The following is a 17,830-nucleotide window of genomic DNA, read 5'->3' on the forward strand; positions in this document are numbered from 1 at the left end:
AGAGCCAAAATCGGCGCGACCATGGGCCGCGCCGGTGTTCAGCCAACGGATCGGCAGGTGTCAGACCTTTTTCGCAGGGCGACCGTGCAGCGGCTCGGCGCGGTGCCAGTTTTCCAGGATGCGGCCGTCGGTGTGGTTCTGCTTTGCCCAGCGGATTCCGTTCGAGATGACCTTGTGGATGGTCTTGTCGTGGTAAATCGGGTAGGTTTCATGCCCCGGGCTGAAGAAGAAGATGCGTCCCCGGCCGCGCTGGAAGGTGCAGCCGCTGCGAAACACCTCGCCACCCGAATACCAGGAGATGAATACCAGCTCATCTGGCTGCGGAATATCGAAGGGCTCGCCATACATCTCGGACGCGTTTACCTCGAAATAGGGCGGCAGTCCCTCCGCGATCGGATGAGACGGGTTGACCACCCAGACGCGCTCAAGATCGCCCTCCGGCGTTTCGCGCCAGGAGAGGTTGGCGTTGGTGCCCATCAGGCGGCGGAAGAGCTTGGAGTGGTGTCCGGAGTGCAGGACGAGCAGCCCCATCCCCTTCAGAACACGCTGCTGGACGCGGTCGATCAGTCCGTCGCTGACGTCTTCGTGCGCCATGTGGCCCCACCAGAGCAGAACATCGGTGTCGTTGAGTACCGAGTCGGGCAAGCCTTCGTCGGGCTCATCGAGCGTGCCTCGACGGATTTCGAAATCGGGATGCGCAATGCCTGCCGCAATCGCACCGTCGATGCGATCAGGATAGATCTCCTGAACCTCCTTGTGCAGCTGCTCGTGGCGTCCCTCGTTCCAGATGGTGACCTTGATCGTCATGATGTCCTCGATGTTTTCAACGTGATTAGGATGCTTGAGCCGAGCGGATGACACGCCCGGTGGTGTCGAACAGATGGCAGGCGGCGCTATCGGCTGTCAGCGAGACGCGGTCTCCCGGCCGCACCGCGATATCGCCTTCGGCGCGTACGACGATAGGCTGCTCCTTGGAGCCAACGGTCATGTAAGTCTCGACGCCAAGGCGCTCGACGATGACGACGTCGGCCGTGAAATTGCCCTGGCCCTCGGGTGCGATCTTGAAGTGCTCCGGGCGGATACCGAGCGTGGCGGCACCCTCGGGCACCGTTCCGGCACCATCCGGCAGGTCGAGCGTCAATCCGATCGGGCTTTGCACACGCAGCCCGCCAGCCTGCCGCTTGCTGATCGTCACGGGAACGGTGTTCATGCGCGGAGAGCCGATGAAGGTGGCGACGAACTCGTTGTCGGGCTTGTGATAGAGGTCCATCGGCGCGCCCTGCTGGGCGACAAGCCCCTTGTTCAAGACGACGATGCGGTCCGCCATGGTCATGGCCTCGACCTGATCGTGGGTGACGTAAACGACGGTTGCCTTCAATTCGCGGTGCAGGCGCTGCAGTTCGGCACGCATCTGCACACGGAGCGCGGAATCGAGGTTGGACAACGGTTCATCGAACAGGATCAGCGACGGCTTCTTGATGATGGCGCGGCCGATCGCAACGCGCTGTCTTTGACCGCCGGACAGTGCGGCGGGGCGACGGTCGAGGTAATCCGTTAGCTGCAGGATTTCGGCAACGCCTTCCACCTGCTTGCGGATTTCCGCTTCCGGCACTTTCTTCAGGCTGAGCGAAAAGCCGATGTTCTGCGCAACCGTCATGTGCGGATAGAGCGCGTAGGACTGAAACACCATGGCGATGCCGCGCTTGTCCGGCGGAACGTCGTTGATGCGCTTGCCGTTCAAGATTAGGTCGCCGTCATCGATGCCTTCCAGCCCGGCGATCATCCGCAGAAGGGTCGACTTGCCGCAACCGGACGGGCCGACGAACACGGCGAACTCGCCGTCCTCGACGGTGATGTCGACGCCCTTGATGACCTCCAGGGCGCCATAGAATTTGCGAACGTTCTTGAGATTGATCATCTGTGAAACTCTTTCTGGATATCAGCCTTTGACGCCGCCCGCGAAGGTCTGGACGAGGAAGCGCCGCGCGAAGCCGAAGGCGATCACAGCCGGCAGGAGGTAGATGAAGGCGAGGGCGGCGAGCAGGCCGTAATCGATCTCGTTGATGCGCAGGAAAGCGCGAAAGAGGCCGAGGGGAAGCGTTTGCAACTCGGGTGACGAGAGGAAGATCAGCGGCAGCAGGAAATCGCCCCATGCCGACATGAAGGCAAACAGCCCGGCTGCGGCAAGACCCGGCAGCGCCAGCGGGATGAGGACGCGGCGGATGCGCTGTGTCATCGTTGCCCCATCCATCAGGGCAGCTTCCTCATAGTCGCGCGGAAGGCCGTCGAAGAAGGTTTTCATGATCCACAGCGCGAGCGGCAGCTGCATGGTCGCAAGCACCAGGATCAGGCCGAGATAGCCGTCGATGAAGCCCGTCCAGCGCATGATCGGCCGGGCATACTCACCGAAGATAGGTCGAAGGATCGCGCCCTCGGCATTGTTGAGCGTCAGCAGGAACTTGTAGAGCGGCACCACCAGCGCGGTCGGCGGCAACACGCGGATCAAAAGGATCGCGTAGAGAAACGGCAGTTTCCACCACGCCCGCGTGCGCGACAAGGCGTAGCCACCAAGGCCGGCCAGCACCATGACCAGCACCGTCGCGGAACCGACGACGAAGAGCGAATTGAAGAGCCACTTCGCCCCGTCTTCCTTGGTGAAGACACGCAGATAATTGTCGAGCGTCCACTGTTCCGGCCAGCGGAGAAACAGCTGGGCATTGCCATCGAGCGAGGCGAGCAGAACCCAGAGAAACGGGATAGCGCAGAAGATCGAGATCAGGGACAGCGTGGCGTAGGCGAGCAGATCCGATCGGGTCTTGTTGGCGTTTTCTGTCGGGGAAAGCACTGCCATGTCAGACCTCCACCTTCATTGCCCGCACGTATGCGATGCCGAGGATCAGCGAGATCACCAGAGTGACGACCGCGACCGCGGCGCCGTAGCCGAGCTGGAAGGCAGTGAAGGACTGGTTGTAGATGTAGATGCTGATGACTTCGGTCGCACCACCAGGGCCGCCGCGCGTCAGCGCATAGACAAGACCGAAGACCGCGATCGTCGAGACGGCGGAGATCAGCATATAGAGAAGGATCGTCGGCATCATGAGGGGGAGCGTGATGCGGCGGAACATCTGTGATGGCGTGGCGCCGTCCATGCGGGCAGCCTCGTAGATTTCGCTCGGAATGGTGCTGAGGCCCGCGGTCAACAGGATCATCGCGGTAGCGATGCCGCGCCAGGTGTTGACGACGATGATCATCGTCAGCGGGAAGACTTGGAGCCAATCGGTGGGCGTCACGCCGAAGAAGCTCACGATGCGGCTGAGCGTGGCGTTCTCGCCGCCGGCCAGCATCGAAATCCACATGAAACCGGCCACGACCTCGGGTGCCGCGTTGGGCAAAAGGATCATCGAGGAGAAAATCTGGCGGAACATGATCTGCCGGCGCAGGGCAATGGCCGAAACCAGGCCGAGAACAAACTGGCCGATCACAGCGGAGCCGACCACGAAGAAGAACGTCACGATGAGCGCGTTCCAGAATTTCGCGTCGTTGAGAAGCCGCATGTAGTTGCGAATGCCCACGAAGCGCGGACGAAGGGCCGCGGCGCCGGTGAGGGCTTCGTTGGTGAAGCTCAAATAGACGGAGTAAAGCGCGGGATAGATCACGAAGGCCAGAAGCAGGACCAGCGACGGCAGCAGGATCACGAGGAGCTGCCGCTCGACGCGTCGTTCGTGAGAATTGAGGACCATGAAGCTCGCAACCTTGTCTGATGATCGCAGACGCGGCCAGCCGGCCGCGCCTGCAGTCTTGGGCGGAAGTTGAAGGGCTTGAGGCTTATTTCACCACGTCGTCGCCGAGCGTTTCCTTGACGTAATCGACAAGGATCTTCTGGGCGCCTGCGGCATCTGTTTCCTTGCGCAGCAGCGCTTCGGTTGCGCGTGCCACGCCTTCGGCAATGGTGCCGAAGCCGGAAGCCTGCTTCAGGAAGACGCCGTTGCCGGCCGCGGCGTGGATCGGAACGAGTTCCGTCAGCTTCTGGAACTCGGCGCTCTTGGCCGCATCCTTGCTGGCCGGAATATTGCCGATGCGCGCGGCGTAGGAGACCTGTGTGTCCACCGAGCCGATCTCAAGCAGCGCCTTCGTCGCCAGCTCGACGTTCGCGGACTTTGCATTGACAGCCCACGGAGCCGCAAGGTTCGCGAGCACGTACTGGCCGCCCGTCTGGCCGGGAACGGTCCAGGTGCCGACGATCCTGGTGACCTCTGGGATCGGGTTCTTGCTCTCGCGACCCCAATCGAAGATGTAGCACCAGGAACCGCAAGTGGTTGCCGCAAGCTTGCCCTCGGGGAACATCTGGTACTTGGGAATAACCCACGGCTCGGGGCCGAGCAGCGGCTGCGTCGGCATCAGATCCTTGTCGATCAGCTCCTTGTAGACGCCGAAGACATCCTTGATGCCTTCGCCGCTGAGATCGAGCTTTCCATCGGCGTCGACGAGTTGCGGCGTCTTTGATCCGACGAGGAGATGCTGGAAGCCTTCATCGAAGGCACCGCTGCCCCAGGACACGCCGGCCGGGAAGAGCAGGCCGTAGGCGCCGGTCTTCGCCTTCACTTCAGCGGCGCGATCCAGCAGGTCTTGCCAGGTCTTCGGCTGTTCGGTCGAAATACCGGCTTTCTCCAGCACATCCTTGCGGAAGTAGATTTCCTGGATGCCGAGCATGAATGGCATGACGTAGGTCTCGCCGTCGGGGCTCACGGCCAGCTGCTTTGCGACGTCATAGAAGTTGGCGTAGCCGTCCCAGGCGGTGATCTCCTTGGTGACAGGGGCGAGGTATCCGGCCTCGACCATGTCGGCCACGGCCGCCGTCGACGGGATCGAGAACAGATCCGGCGCATTGCCGGCGCCAAGCTCGGTGAGCAGCTTCGTCAGGTAGTCCTTGTCGGGCGCCGGGTATTCGACGACCTCGACGGTCACTCCGTATTTCTTTTCGATCGCCTCGACCGTCGACTTCATGGCGTCGATGCCGGCCTGGCCGTGATTTGCAATTCGGATTGTTTCGGCATGCGCCAGCGTCGAGACCGCGCTGAGCAAAATGGCGCACAGGCCACCAATGACCGTCTTCTTCAACGGAAGTCCTCCCTTTTTGATTGGCGGCGCCCTCCAGCACCGTGTGAAAAATGTACACGCATTCCTCAATGAGGCAAGACGGATTTCTGAAAGAATTTCCGCGTTTATATAATCCGTTGTTTTTACGTATTAAAATAGAACTTGCGCCGAGTTTTCCGTTTGTGTAATCGTGTACACAATCATGTGGGAGGAGTTTCATGACACAGAAATTGCGGCTTGGCGTTATCGGCGCCGGCCTGAAGGCGGCCGAATATGCGGCGAGCTGGGCGGCGATGCCGGAGGTTGAGTTCGTAACGCTTGCCGATACGACCGCTTCGTCGCGCCAGCGTCTGATCGACGTCTGCACCGCAGCCGGCGCAGCGGCACCGAAGAGCTTCGAGGATTACCGCGAGATGCTCGCGAAATGCCGGGATGAGCTCGACATCGTCTATATCTCCACCCCGCACGCATTTCATGGCGAGCAGGCGGCAGCCGTCGTCGAAGCCGGCATCGATCTTTTCCTTGAGAAGCCGATGGTCACGACCGTTGCCGAGGCTGAGACGCTGATCGCAGCGCAGAAGAAGAGCGGCGTCACGGTTGTCACTGCTTTCCAGGGCGGCCTCTCGCCGCTGGTGATCGATACGCGCAAACGCGCGCTTGCAGGCGAGTTCGGCGAGCTTATCGCGATTTCAGGCATGATTTGGGAAAGCTGGGCCGACAATTATGCCGGTCACTGGAAGCAGGAGCCGGAAATCTCGGGCGGCGGCTTCATGTTCGACACCGGCGCACACATGATGAACACCGTCTGCCTGCTGGCCAATTCCGACTTCGCCAGCGTGTCGGCCTATATGAACAGGCACGGCCGCAAGGTCGATATCGCCACCGCCGTTTCCGCCCGCTTGAAAAACGGCGCCATGGCGACGTTGACGGCCGCAGGCGAGGGGCCTCCCGGCTGCGCCTCCTACATCACCTTCTTCTACTCGAAGGCGATCGTACGGATCGATGCCTGGGGCGGCTGGCGCGAAATCAGCGTCGGTCGGGTCAACGAGCCGCGAGAGGAGGCCGAAATTCTCGGAAACCCGATGAAGAACTTCCTCGCCATTCGTGCGGGTGAAATGGAAAACACCGGCTCCGTTGAAATGGGTCTGCGTTTCGCTAGGCTGTGGGATGCAATCAAGGAATCGGCGGCAGCCGACGGCATGCCCGTCCGGCCCGCCGAATAGACGTATCGGACACCGGACATGAATAAGCGGCGGATCACCTCGAAGGAACTGGCAAAGCTCGCCGGGGTATCCTCCGCCACCATCTCGCGCGCATTCTCGCCTGATTCCAGGATCGGCAGCGCCACGCGCGATCGAATTCTCTCGGTCGCACGCGAGCACGGCTATCAACCGAACGCGATTGCCCGCTCGCTGAACAATCAGCGCTCGCGGCTGGTTGCTCTCGTCGTCAATGCAATCGGCAACCCTTGCGAGGCCGAGGAGCAGCAATTGCTGGTCCACAGACTGCAGGCGCGCCAGCTGCTGCCGATCATCCTGTGCTGTGCCGATCACGACGATCGGCTGCAACTGATGCGGCTGGCATCCACCTATCAGGTGGATCATGTCGTGGTTTTCTCGGACATGGTGTCGATGCAGGACGCGGTCGATATCTTCCATACGACCAAGCCGATCATCGTCTCGTTCGAACCGCTCGAGAATGAAAACGTCTCCAATATCCGCATTGACGGCTCGGCGGCAGCCGACGAGATCATCGAGAAGATCGTCAATGACGGCAAGAAGCGCTTTGCCTATCTCTCCGGCACCAAATCCAGCTGGATCGACAAGCTTCGACGCAAATGGTTCGCGGATGCGCTCGCCAAGCGGGGATTGACCATCGAGGCAGAGGCCTTCGGCGACTACACCTATGATTCCGGCTTCAAGGAAGCGGTGCTGCTGCTGCACCGCTCGAAGGTCGATGCCATCATTTGCGGCAACGACGTCATGGCGATCGGCGCGCGAGACGCCGCACGGCGCATGCTCGGCAAGAACACGCCAGATGATATCGCCATCGTCGGCCAGGATGGCATTGCCATGGCTGCATGGGATTGCAACGATCTGACGACGCTGAGCCTCGATCATGTCGCCTTCATCGATGCGGTTGTCGACCTGATCGAACGCCACGATGCCGATCTGCCGGGGCCGCACAGCATAACGCTGACCTGTAATGCCCGCTGGGGATCCACCGCCTGACGCGATCCGCTCTGCGCAAGCAGGCTTCTGTTTTAGGGATGCCTTGACTACAGGCTCCAAACCAAATGGTATGCACGCCTGACATCATCCAATGGCGGCGTCGCCAGCGTGGCGCCGAGAGCAAATGATCGCGATCAGGCGGCGCAGCATCGGTCTATTCGTGTCGTGGGCTTTCCGCCTCTCTCTTTGCATGACGCCGATTGGCTCCGCCAGCGCTGCCGAGACTAGCGAGGCCCAGCCGGAGGCAGCCTGCCTCTACACGCGCTCGATGACCGGCTCGGCCGAGACACTCTGCATTCGCAAGGACAGCTTCAACCGCGATCTCTGCGGCGCGATCGAAAGGACCGCGAGCGAACACGACCTGCCGCCCGATTTCTTCGCCCGGCTGATCTGGCGCGAGAGCCGGTTCAGGCCGGACGCGCTGAGCTACAAGGGTGCGCAGGGTATCGCGCAGTTCATGCCGGGTACCGCCAAGCTGCGCGGCTTGCAGGACAGTTACGATGTACTGGAAGCCTTGCAGAAGTCGGCCGAATATCTCGACGAATTGCGCGACCGCTTCGGTAATCTCGGCCTTGCGGCCGCGGCCTATAACGCAGGCGAAAACGGTTTGTCGAACTTCCTCAATGGCGGCGGCCTGCCGACGGAAACCCGCAGTTACGTGATGGCGATCACCGCCCATAGCGTCGAGGAATGGAAATCTTCGGCACCCGACAAGGCGGCTGGCCCCTTGGCAGAAGATCAGCCGTTCATCGAAAGCTGCGTGGCGCTTGCCGATCGCCGCAAGATGACCGAGCCGGTCTGGCGGCCGGAAGGAAACTGGGCGCCATGGGGGGTGCAGATCGCGGCGAGCGCCAATCCCGATGTCGCCCGCCGCCTCTTCTTCGAGGCGGTTGCGCAGTTTCCGGCGCCGCTTGATCAGGAGCAGCCGCTGATCTTGCGGCAACGCGACCGCAGCTTCGGCTTTCGGCCGCGTTATGTGACCCGCATTGCGCGGCAGACGAGGGGGGAGGCCAATGATGTCTGCAAACAGATCCGCAAGACCAACCAGATCTGCCTGGTTTTCAAGAACTGAGGCGTTGCGCTGGGTGGCATCCGCGATCTTTCGCGGCGCCCACTGCCTATTCGGCAAATTAAATTGCACGGGTGTGCAAAAAATTGATTGCGGCCCTATCTTGTCATGTCACTGTTACGCGTTGGCGATAGCAAAACCGCAGTCCTAAGGGCAGTGCCCCAAAACCGAATGGAGACGGTCATGAACAGACGCGAGTTTCTTGTCACATCATCGGCGGCAGCCGGTCTGCTGGCCCTGCCACGCTTTGCAATGGCTGCAGATGGCACGATCAACCTCTACAGTGGCTCCGACGCCAACATCATCGATTTCTGGAACAACACCGTGCTTCCGGCCTTCAAGAAGGCCCACCCCGAAGCTGCCGTAAAGGTCACCGATGCCGGCGACAACGCCGGATTGCGTGCGATTGCAGACCGCGCGCTGGCAGCGCTCAAGTCGAAGACAGATCCGCAGTCGGATATCTTCGAACACTTCGATCCGCGTTTGCCCGCTGGCGCTATTGATGCCGGCCTCTGGGTCAAGTTCTCGGCCGAAAACATCGACGGCTTCGCCAACGTCAATCCACTGAGCGTCGACAGCGAATATTCGCTGCCCTATCGTGGTTCGCAGGTTCTACTCGCCTACGATAAGACGAAGCTCGACCCCAAGGATGCGCCGAAGACCTGGGAACAGCTGACGGCATGGATCAAGGCCAATCCTGGCCAGTTTATCTACAATCGCCCGGACAAGGGTGGCTCCGGCGGCAACTTCGTGCGCCGCGCGATCCACGAGGCCAATGGCCGTGATCCGAAGAAGTTCACCACCGATAACTACACTGCCGAGCTTGGCAACCAGATGCTGACGCCGGCTTGGGCGATCCTCAACGATCTCGCGCCGTCGCTTTACGAAAAGGGCGCCTACACGGCCGGCAACACACAGTCGATCCAGCTGCTCGCCCAGGGCGTTGTCACGATGACGCCGGTCTGGTCCGACCAGGTTCTGCAGGCTCTGTCGCAGGGTGTCCTGCCTGAGACGACGGGTCTTGTTCAGCTGAGCGATCTGGCGCTCTGCGGCGGCTTCTCGCGCATGACGGTGTTCTCCAACGGCGCTAACAAGGACGCTGCACTCAAGCTCGCAGCCTTCATGCTGACCAAGGAAATCCAGGAGGCGATCATCACAGAGATCGGCGGCTTCCCCGGCGTTTCCTGGGATCATATCTCTGACGAACTCCGTCAGAAATACGCTGACGTCATCCCGACCACGATCCCGACCTTCCCGAGCGGCGATTGGGAAAGCAACATCAACGACGGTTGGTACCGTAACGTTGCTCCGGGCATCAGCCGCACCTGATGCGTAAGGGCATGACATTGTCGCTGCCGGCGCGGGCAACCGCGCCGGGCAAGGCGCAAAATCCGGTGGGGCTTCTTCTGGTCGCTCTGCCGGTGTTTCTGCTCGGGTGGCTGATCGTCTACCCAATCTTCTCGGCCGTGATCACCACCGTGTTCGTCCCGCAGGCGGATGGCACGAGGTCGGTATCGCTGGCCTCGTATGCGTTTTTCTTCAGCGATTCCTACAGCCTCGCCAATCTCCGGGTGACGTTGTGGACGACTTTTGTTTGCGGCGTTCTGCTGCTGGTGATCGGATTGCCGATCGCGCTCTATCTGCGCTTTTCGCAGGGACGTCTTCCCGCCTATGTGCAGGGTATGGCGATTTTCCCGATGTTCGTGCCATCGATCATCCTGTCCTACGCACTGATCCGCACGATCGGGCCCAACGGCACCGTCGATCTGCTGTTGAATGCTGTCGGACTGCCGAAGATTCCGTCGCCCTATCTGACCCCATGGGGCCCTGTGATCGGTCTGGTGTGGGACAATCTTCCGTTGACGGTGCTGATGCTGACGGCCGGGCTTGGCAACATTCCGAAGAGCTCGGTCGAGGCCGCCCGTGATGTCGGTGCTTCGCCGATGCGCGTTTTCGTTTCGATCATCCTGCCGCGCATGGGCAATTCGCTCCTGGTCACGGCGTCCTTCGCCATCCTTGGCATCTTCTCGTCCTTCACTTTGCCCTATGTGCTCGGCCCGGCATCGCCGGAAATGATGGGGCCGTTCATGCAGCGCACCTTCTCCGATGTGAACGATCCCCTGAATGCGCTGACGCAGGCCGTCATCTCCTTCGGCTTCTGCCTGATCTTCGGCATCTTTTATGTGCGCTCGATCGCCAAAAACCGGGAGGCGTCGCGATGAAGATCGCAAGCAAGGTCAACGGCTCCGAGATCGATTGGGCGGGCATCCTGTTTGCCGTGCTGCTCACGCTCTTCATCGCCGTGCCGCTGATCGTGGTCGGCACCTGGGCATTCACCGAGGTCTGGCGCTACCCGTCGGTCATTCCGCAGCAATTCGGTTTCCGCTTCTGGTCCCAGACGCTGTCGCGCGCGGATGTGTGGGATGCGCTGTTCCTCAGCCTGCGGCTGACGACGACGGTCACGCTTCTCTCCGCCATCATCTGCCTGCCGGCCGCTTACGCTTTCGCGCGCATGTCGTTTCCCGGAAAGAACGTGCTCTTCCTGTCATTCCTGGCATCGCACGCCTTTCCGAAGTTCGGCTTGCTGGTCGCGATTGCCGGCATCTTCCTGAAGCTCGGGTTGATCAGCACCTTCTGGGGCGTCGTCCTGATCCAGTTGGTTGGGACGTTGATGCTGATGATCTGGATTCCGGTGGCGGCCTTCCAGAACATCGACCGCCGGATGGAAGAGGCCGCGCGCGATGCGGGCGCCGGGCCTTTGCGCGTGTTCTGGTCGATCACGCTGCCGCAGGCAGCGCCAACGATCTTTGCCGCATTGCTGCTGACCTTCGTCGGCACATTTTATGAAACCGAAGGCGCATGGCTGATCGGCGCGCCTGAAATCCGCACCATGCCGGTGTTGATGATCACCTTCATCAACAACCAGATCGTGGTGCAATATGGCGCCGTTCTCTCGGTGATGCTCTGGGTGCCGTCGTTCATCGCGCTGATGTTTGCCCGCCGTGTCGTCGGAACGGGTGCGTTTGCTCGCGGCTTCGGCGCGTGACGTTAGGATCGGGCGTCGCCCGAGGAAAGGCTTGATATGGCACGCTTGACGATCAAGAACGTCTCCAAGACGTTCGGCACTTCGTTCGCGGTCCGTGATTTCTCGCTCGATGTGGAAGACGGCGAGCTCGTCTGCCTGCTTGGTCCGTCCGGATCCGGCAAGTCGACGCTGCTTCGCATGATCGGCGGCTTCGAGCAGCCGAGCGGTGGCGCGATCCTGATCGATGCCAAGGATGTGACGACGCTTCCGCCCGAAAAACGCCCGACAGGCATGGTGTTCCAGAGCCACGCGCTCTGGACCCATATGGACGTCTTCAACAACATCGCTTTCGGCCTCAAGCTTCGCCGGCTGCCTAAGGCCGAGATCCGCGAACGCGTCGAAAACGCCCTGTCGCTGGTCGGGCTTGCAGACTACGGTCGGCGCATGACGACGCAGCTGTCGGGTGGCCAGCAGCAGCGCGTGGCGCTCGCTCGGTCTCTCGTGCTTGAGCCGAAGATCCTGTTGCTCGACGAGCCATTCGCCAGCCTCGACCAGCATCTGCGCGAACGGCTGCGCGAGGAAGTGCGCGACATCCAGCAGCGCGTCGGCATCACCACGCTCTTCGTCACCCATGGGCAGGATGAGGCATTGGCGCTCGCCGACCGTATCGTCGTCATGCGCGATGGCAGCACCGAGCAGATCGCGCCACCCGATGTCGTCTACCGCGAGCCGCAGACGGAATTCGTGGCCGGCTTCATCGGCTCGATGAATTTCGTGAAGACCAGCATTCGTGGCGGCGTCAGCCAGCACCCGGCCTTTCCCGTTGCCGTGCCGATCGAAGATGGCGACGTCGTTCTGGCGTTCCGCCCCGAGGCGCTGTCGCTGCAGCCATCGAAGACGCTCTCGACCGCGATCGTTCACCGCAGCATCGATTTCGGCACGCACAAGATCGTGGATATCGACCTTGCCGACGGGACGCGCTTGAAGGCAATGACGGCACCGGATAGCAACTGGGTGAAGGGCGTGGGCATCGAGCCGACGGCATCCGCATTCCGGGCCTTCCGTGAAAACCAGCTGGTCTACCAATCGGCAACCTCAGGCGAACGACATCATGATCGAATCCTCGGCAACGCTTGATCGCAGCGGCATCGCGATCGATCAGGCTGGCCACAAGACCTGGCTGAAATGGCATCGCGGCCACCGCTATGCCGGCGACATCTCGTTTACGGGACAGCGCATTGCCGAGGCGATGGCGCTGGGCGCCAGCATCGAGATCGATCTCGTGCGTTTCAATGGCGCCGGCTTCGCCGTTTTGCACGACGAGACGCTGAACAAGGCGACAACGGGCGAGGGGCGCGTGATCGATGCGACGGAGAGCAACTTGCGCGCTCTGCATCTGCGCGACCCCTTCGGCGAGCCTACGGCCCACAGGGTGATGCTGATCGATGATCTCGGCCAACTACTGAAGCGCGTCGGCCGCGATGGCGGTGCTGTGCTGCAGCTCGACCTCAAGGAAGATTCCCCCGATATCCGCGACGAGGATATCGACGCCTTCGCTGCCGCGATCTCGCCGGTCGCAAAGTCGGTCATTCTCTCGGCTGGCGATCCCGAGGCTGTCGAACGCTTGTCCCAAGCCGTGCCTGACATGCCGATCGGCTACGACCCATGCCATCACGGTGCGATCGAGCGCCTGAAGCAAAGCCGTGACTTTGACGGTTTCGTCGTAGATGCCGTGGCTGCCTCGCCGCGCGCGCGGATGATCTACCTGCACCATCAACTCGTGCTGTTTGCCGACGATGCCGGATACGACCTCGTTGCGGCCTTCCAACGCATTGGGCGCAGCATCGACGCCTACACAATCAATTCGGCAATTCCGGCCGCATTGCCTGTCGTGCGCCGCCTTCTTGCTCTGAAGGTGGACCAGATCACCACCGATGACCCGGTCGGTTTGGAAGCATTGCTTCTCGGTTAGGCTCTGGACATTATATAGCTTTGGAGCCTCGCTCGAATTTCGAGCAATCTGCAGTTGACGCGATATAAGGGGCGGTTTGAAGCCGGCGCTACAAGAGCCGAGGTGTTGCGCGTTGCCCTTGTGAAATCGGCATGCACCTGGCTGGCATTGAAGAAGCATCATTGTCGTCGAAGCCATTTGAGTTGCTGCCCGTTCAACTTCCTGTCCGACTGTAGTAAGCGAGAACTTTGATATTCGGGAATCGACCATGAGCGAAAAGACCAACACAGATGTGGTTGAACGGCGCCGCGGCTCAGGCGTGAAACTGGTCTACGACATCTTGCGTGATGAGATCCTTGATCTGAAACTCGCGCCCGGAAGTCCGGTGGACGAAGTGCAGCTTGCGGAGCGGTTCCAGATGTCGCGAACGCCAATCCGTGAAGCCCTTGTCAGGCTTGCCGGTGACGGCCTGATCGAGACCCTTCCCAACCGCTCCACGTTGGTGTCGAACATCGACCTATTGAACCTGAATACCTACTTCGACGCGCTCGTTCTGATGTACCGAGTGACGACGAGACTTGCGGCGCAGAACCACAAGCCTGCCGATCTGGTCGCCATCCGCGAACTGCACAGCCAGTACGCGGCGACGGTTGAAGCCAGAGACCTGCGCGACATGATTGCGGTCAATGCCGCGTTTCACACCGCAATCGCCGAAGCCGGTCGCAACCCCTATTTCACCGGATTGTTTCGCAGGCTCCTTGACGAGGGGCGGCGCATACTCCGGCTTTACTACAAGTCCTATGACGAACAGTTTCCGCAGCGGTTTGTCGATGAACATGCCGAGATCATCGCAGCAATAGAGGCGCGCGATTTGGACACGGCGGACCATCTTGGAAAGATACACGGCGAGCAGATCGTCGAGCAGGTTCAGCGCATGTTTGTTCGCAATCAGAAGCTCGACATCACGCTCTAGCAGAGCGATGCATTTTTCTTGTCGACAAGAAATATTTTCGGTGGTACTCCTTCTTGTCAAGGGGGCAGCGTGCGCAGCGTACGGCTGGTAACCCGTTAAACCGACTATGGAGAGCGACATGAAAGCCAGTATCTTTTCCGGTGTGATTCCCGCGTTGATGACGCCCTGCAAGGATGATCGCACGCCCGACTTTGACGCGCTGGTGCGCAAGGCCAAGGAACTCATCGCCAAGGGCATGTCCGCCGTCGTCTATTGCGGCTCCATGGGTGACTGGCCGCTCCTGACAGACGAACAGCGCATGGAAGGTGTCGAACGACTGGCGAAGGCAGGCATTCCTGTTATCGTCGGCACCGGTGCCGTCAACACGGCGTCGGCCGTTGCTCATGCAGCCCACGCCCAGAAAGTCGGCGCAAAGGGCCTGATGGTCATCCCGCGCGTGCTGTCGCGCGGTTCGGTCGTTGCCGCCCAGAAGAACCATTTCAAGGCGATCCTTTCAGCGGCACCCGATCTGCCGGCTGTAATCTACAATAGCCCCTATTATGGCTTTGCCACGCGCGCCGACCTGTTTTTTGCGCTTCGCGAAGAGCACAAGAACCTTGTCGGCTTCAAGGAGTTCGGCGGTGCCGCCGACATGCGTTATGCGGCTGAAAACATCACCAGCCGAGACGATGACGTGTCGCTGATGATCGGCGTCGATACGGCCGTTTTCCATGGCTTCGTAAACTGCGGCGCAACTGGCGCAATCACGGGCATCGGGTGCGTGCTTCCCAAGGAAGTGATCCACATGTGCAACCTGGCGAAGGGCGCCGCCAAGGGTGACGTCGAGGCGCGCCAGCGCGCGCTCGAACTGGAATCGGCCCTTGCGGTTCTGTCTTCCTTCGATGAGGGCCCCGAACTCGTATTGTTCTTCAAGCATATGATGGTTCTGAAGGGCGACAAGGAATACACGTTGCACTTCAACGAAACGGACGTGCTGTCCGAGAGCCAGCGCGGTTACGTCGAAGCCCAGCTGAAGCTGTTCGATACTTGGTACTCCGAGTGGAGCAAGCTGCCAGGCGCGGTTCAGACCTACCAGGCGCAACGATAATAGGTTATCGCAAATAAGGAGGGCCTCGCTTTGAGGCCCTTCAGACTGCTTACCTCAAAACCGGCGGGATTTGGGACACGGTGGGCTCGAAGTTTCCGTGCTCGATCAGCTCGAACATCCTGGCCAGCATTGCCGGCACGTCCTGGCGGACCATCTCGATGTTGTCGCCGAGGAGCGCAACGAGCGGGTCATAGTCGAAGCAACCGAGAGCGAACTCCTGTTCGCTGACGGGGCCGGCAAGCCGCACCCAGCGCAGCACACCTTCAAGCGTGATCGTCGAGTTGACGAACATGCCTCTCGAAAATGGCAAGCCGCTGGCGGCGCGCTCCTGGAGTGCGTTCTGCGCCTTTTCGGGGGCGTAACCACAGGCAATGACCCTGTCGTCCTCAAGATCGATGCCGTGATCCGCATGGGCCTGGCGGAAGCCCCTCAAGCGCTCCATCGTGTTGTGATCGCCGCCGCGGCCGCCTACGAACATCAACGGCTCCATGGAGCCAAATCGTTGTTGGCAGCTGGCGAGAATTCTACGTGTCAGCTCTCGGGCGCCCGCGAAATTGTCGGAAATGACGGAAGGCGCGAGTATGCCGGGGAGGTCGAGGTTGATCGTGCGCACGCCGGCAGCGGCACAAAGCTCGGTGATCCTGTCGGGGTCGGTGGCACCTGTCGCGATCACGCAATCCACTTGGTAGGAGAGCATCGTTCGGGCGGCCTCGATCTCAAGCGCGGGGTCGCGGCGCGTGCAGGTGATGAGCGGGAAGAGGCCTTTGTCACGCGCCATGGTCTCGAAGAGCTCGACGATCGAGCCGAAATACCGATTGTCGTACTTGGGAACGATCATGCCGATGATGTGCGACTTCTCGCGGCGCAGGAGGCTTGCCTGCATATTGAGCGCGTAACCCTGCTCCTCGGCTATGCGCGTTATCTTCTCTGCAAGCTGCTTGCTGATGCGACGCTTTTTCCAGTTTCCGTTCAAGACAGCGCTGACCGCGCTCGCGGATGTGCCCGCGAGTTCTGCAAGGTCGTAGATCGTCGTTCGCTTCTGCTGCCTGTCCAGACTCAAAATTCTCATCTCCTGTATCGGGCGCTAACTTGACATCAAACGAGAGAAGTGGCAAATCTTGCTTCATCGATTGAGCACGTGCGCTCAATCGATGATACGTGTCAGCTAGGAGGCTGGCACCGGGAGGTGATTTCGCAGCTATTGGTGGTCCTCTTTGCCGTGCGGCTCTCGTCGAGCTGCGGCTTGGGGCAATGACGCATCGCGCGTCAGGCCGATGTTGCGGCAATGGCCGAACCTTGCCTTTGGTCAATTAAGGAGGAGAACATGACCTATCGCAAACTTTCCCTGATGTCGGCGACCATGCTGATGGCGCTCGGCGGAGCAGCATTCGCCCAGGAAGCGTCCACGGTGGCGTTCCTGATGCCCGATCAGGCATCGACCCGCTATGAGCAGCACGATTTTCCGGGCTTCAAGGCCGAAATGGAAAAGCTGTGTGCCAAGTGCACCGTCGTCTACCAGAACGCCAATGGCGATGCATCGCTGCAGCAGCAACAGTTCAACTCGGTGATTGCGCAGGGCGCCAAGGTCGTGGTCCTCGACCCGGTCGACTCTGCTGCCGCCGCAGGCCTCGTGGAACTCGCACAGTCCCAGGACGTCAAGGTCATCGCCTATGACCGTCCGATCCCAGACAAGCCTGCCGACTTCTACGTGTCCTTCGACAATGAAGGTATCGGCTACGCGATCGCCAAGTCGCTTGTCGAGCATCTGAAGAAGGCCGGCGTGCCTGATGGCGCCGGCGTGCTCGAGATCAACGGTTCGCCGACGGATGCGGCCGCCGGCCTCATTCGCGACGGCATCCATCGCGGCCTGAAGGAATCCAAATACAAGACGCTTGCGGAGTTCGACACGCCTGAATGGGCGCCGCCGAAGGCGCAGGAATGGGCGGCCGGCCAGATCACGCGCTTCGGCGCCGACATCAAGGGCGTGGTTGCCGCCAATGACGGCACCGGCGGTGGTGCGATCGCAGCGTTCAAGGCAGCAGGCGTCAACCCCGTTCCGCCTGTTACCGGCAACGATGCGACGATCGCGGCACTGCAGCTCATCATCTCGGGTGACCAGTACAACACGATCTCCAAGCCATCCGAGATCGTAGCGGCCGCAGCCGCACAGGTGGCTGTCCAGCTCATCAAGGGCGAGAAGCCGGAAGCCAAGACGACGCTCTACAACACGCCGTCCCAGCTCTTCATCCCGGCCGTCGTCACCGCCGAGAACATCAAGGCGGAAATCTTCGACAAGAAGATCCAGACGGCTGAGCAGATCTGCACCGGCGAATATGCCGATGGCTGCAAGAAGCTCGGCATCGGCAACTAAAAGCCGATCCGCCATTCCGGCCGCAC

Annotated in this window: 17 protein-coding genes; 11 read left to right on the plus strand and 6 right to left on the minus strand. The window is 60.7% G+C overall.

Going from position 1 to position 17,830, the window contains the following annotated elements; translation table 11 throughout:
• Positions 1 to 60: 60 nt before the first annotated feature.
• The 5 genes from ACIQUB_RS21365 to ACIQUB_RS21385 form a co-directional block, all read right to left on the minus strand.
• On the minus strand, positions 61 to 807 hold the full coding sequence (locus ACIQUB_RS21365; protein WP_402931898.1) for a ThuA domain-containing protein: 747 nt from the start codon (positions 805 to 807) through the stop codon (positions 61 to 63).
• Positions 808 to 832: 25 nt separating this feature from the next.
• The gene (locus tag ACIQUB_RS21370; protein ID WP_402931900.1) at positions 833 to 1,918 is read right to left on the minus strand and encodes an ABC transporter ATP-binding protein; all 1,086 of its coding nucleotides are present in this window, start codon (positions 1,916 to 1,918) and stop codon (positions 833 to 835) included.
• Positions 1,919 to 1,939: 21 nt separating this feature from the next.
• Entirely contained in the window at positions 1,940 to 2,851 is a 912-nt protein-coding gene (locus ACIQUB_RS21375; protein ID WP_111560524.1) for a carbohydrate ABC transporter permease, read from the minus strand.
• Position 2,852: 1 nt separating this feature from the next.
• The gene (locus ACIQUB_RS21380) at positions 2,853 to 3,740 is read right to left on the minus strand and encodes a carbohydrate ABC transporter permease (protein WP_402931903.1); all 888 of its coding nucleotides are present in this window, start codon (positions 3,738 to 3,740) and stop codon (positions 2,853 to 2,855) included.
• Between the two features lie 85 nt (positions 3,741 to 3,825).
• On the minus strand, positions 3,826 to 5,118 hold the full coding sequence (locus ACIQUB_RS21385) for an ABC transporter substrate-binding protein (RefSeq protein ID WP_402931904.1): 1,293 nt from the start codon (positions 5,116 to 5,118) through the stop codon (positions 3,826 to 3,828).
• A gap of 197 nt (positions 5,119 to 5,315) precedes the next feature.
• Between ACIQUB_RS21385 and ACIQUB_RS21390 the strand changes: the two genes are divergently transcribed.
• The 10 genes from ACIQUB_RS21390 (at position 5,316) to ACIQUB_RS21435 (ending at position 15,433) form a co-directional block, all read left to right on the plus strand.
• Entirely contained in the window at positions 5,316 to 6,320 is a 1,005-nt protein-coding gene (locus ACIQUB_RS21390; RefSeq protein ID WP_402931906.1) for a Gfo/Idh/MocA family protein, read from the plus strand.
• 18 nt (positions 6,321 to 6,338) lie between these two features.
• Positions 6,339 to 7,328 carry a LacI family DNA-binding transcriptional regulator gene (locus ACIQUB_RS21395; RefSeq protein ID WP_112981216.1) on the plus strand — a complete coding sequence of 330 codons (990 nt, stop codon included), beginning with the start codon at positions 6,339 to 6,341 and terminating at the stop codon, positions 7,326 to 7,328.
• A 124-nt stretch (positions 7,329 to 7,452) separates the two neighbouring features.
• Positions 7,453 to 8,400 (plus strand): lytic transglycosylase domain-containing protein, encoded by a 948-nt coding sequence (locus ACIQUB_RS21400; protein ID WP_402931909.1) that lies wholly within the window; start codon positions 7,453 to 7,455, stop codon positions 8,398 to 8,400.
• Positions 8,401 to 8,580: 180 nt separating this feature from the next.
• Complete coding sequence (locus ACIQUB_RS21405) at positions 8,581 to 9,726, plus strand: extracellular solute-binding protein (protein WP_402931910.1); 1,146 nt, start codon at positions 8,581 to 8,583, stop codon at positions 9,724 to 9,726.
• A gap of 11 nt (positions 9,727 to 9,737) precedes the next feature.
• Entirely contained in the window at positions 9,738 to 10,619 is an 882-nt protein-coding gene (locus tag ACIQUB_RS21410; RefSeq protein WP_402931912.1) for an ABC transporter permease, read from the plus strand.
• The gene (locus ACIQUB_RS21415; RefSeq protein WP_047504024.1) at positions 10,616 to 11,443 is read left to right on the plus strand and encodes an ABC transporter permease; all 828 of its coding nucleotides are present in this window, start codon (positions 10,616 to 10,618) and stop codon (positions 11,441 to 11,443) included. Before ACIQUB_RS21410 ends, ACIQUB_RS21415 begins: the two co-directional genes overlap by 4 nt.
• A 36-nt stretch (positions 11,444 to 11,479) precedes the next feature.
• On the plus strand, positions 11,480 to 12,559 hold the full coding sequence (locus ACIQUB_RS21420; RefSeq protein ID WP_402931914.1) for an ABC transporter ATP-binding protein: 1,080 nt from the start codon (positions 11,480 to 11,482) through the stop codon (positions 12,557 to 12,559).
• The gene (locus ACIQUB_RS21425; RefSeq protein ID WP_402931916.1) at positions 12,534 to 13,394 is read left to right on the plus strand and encodes a glycerophosphodiester phosphodiesterase; all 861 of its coding nucleotides are present in this window, start codon (positions 12,534 to 12,536) and stop codon (positions 13,392 to 13,394) included. Before ACIQUB_RS21420 ends, ACIQUB_RS21425 begins: the two co-directional genes overlap by 26 nt.
• 247 nt (positions 13,395 to 13,641) lie before the next feature.
• Positions 13,642 to 14,346: a GntR family transcriptional regulator gene (locus tag ACIQUB_RS21430; protein WP_402931918.1), complete on the plus strand. Its 705-nt coding sequence runs from the start codon at positions 13,642 to 13,644 to the stop codon at positions 14,344 to 14,346.
• Positions 14,347 to 14,464: 118 nt separating this feature from the next.
• Positions 14,465 to 15,433 (plus strand): dihydrodipicolinate synthase family protein, encoded by a 969-nt coding sequence (locus ACIQUB_RS21435; RefSeq protein ID WP_402931920.1) that lies wholly within the window; start codon positions 14,465 to 14,467, stop codon positions 15,431 to 15,433.
• Positions 15,434 to 15,482: 49 nt separating this feature from the next.
• On the opposite strand, the gene ACIQUB_RS21440 is transcribed toward ACIQUB_RS21435, so the two are convergent.
• Entirely contained in the window at positions 15,483 to 16,493 is a 1,011-nt protein-coding gene (locus ACIQUB_RS21440) for a substrate-binding domain-containing protein (RefSeq protein WP_402931922.1), read from the minus strand.
• 264 nt (positions 16,494 to 16,757) lie between these two features.
• Here ACIQUB_RS21440 and ACIQUB_RS21445 point away from each other — a divergent pair, with 264 nt between their 5' ends.
• Positions 16,758 to 17,804, plus strand: coding sequence for a sugar ABC transporter substrate-binding protein (locus ACIQUB_RS21445; protein ID WP_113235099.1), 1,047 nt, complete (start codon positions 16,758 to 16,760; stop codon positions 17,802 to 17,804).
• The last annotated feature ends 26 nt before the right edge of the window (positions 17,805 to 17,830 follow it).

The sequence above is a fragment of the Rhizobium sp. NPDC090275 genome (genome assembly GCF_044772225.1).
Taxonomy (GTDB): Bacteria; Pseudomonadota; Alphaproteobacteria; order Rhizobiales; family Rhizobiaceae; genus Rhizobium.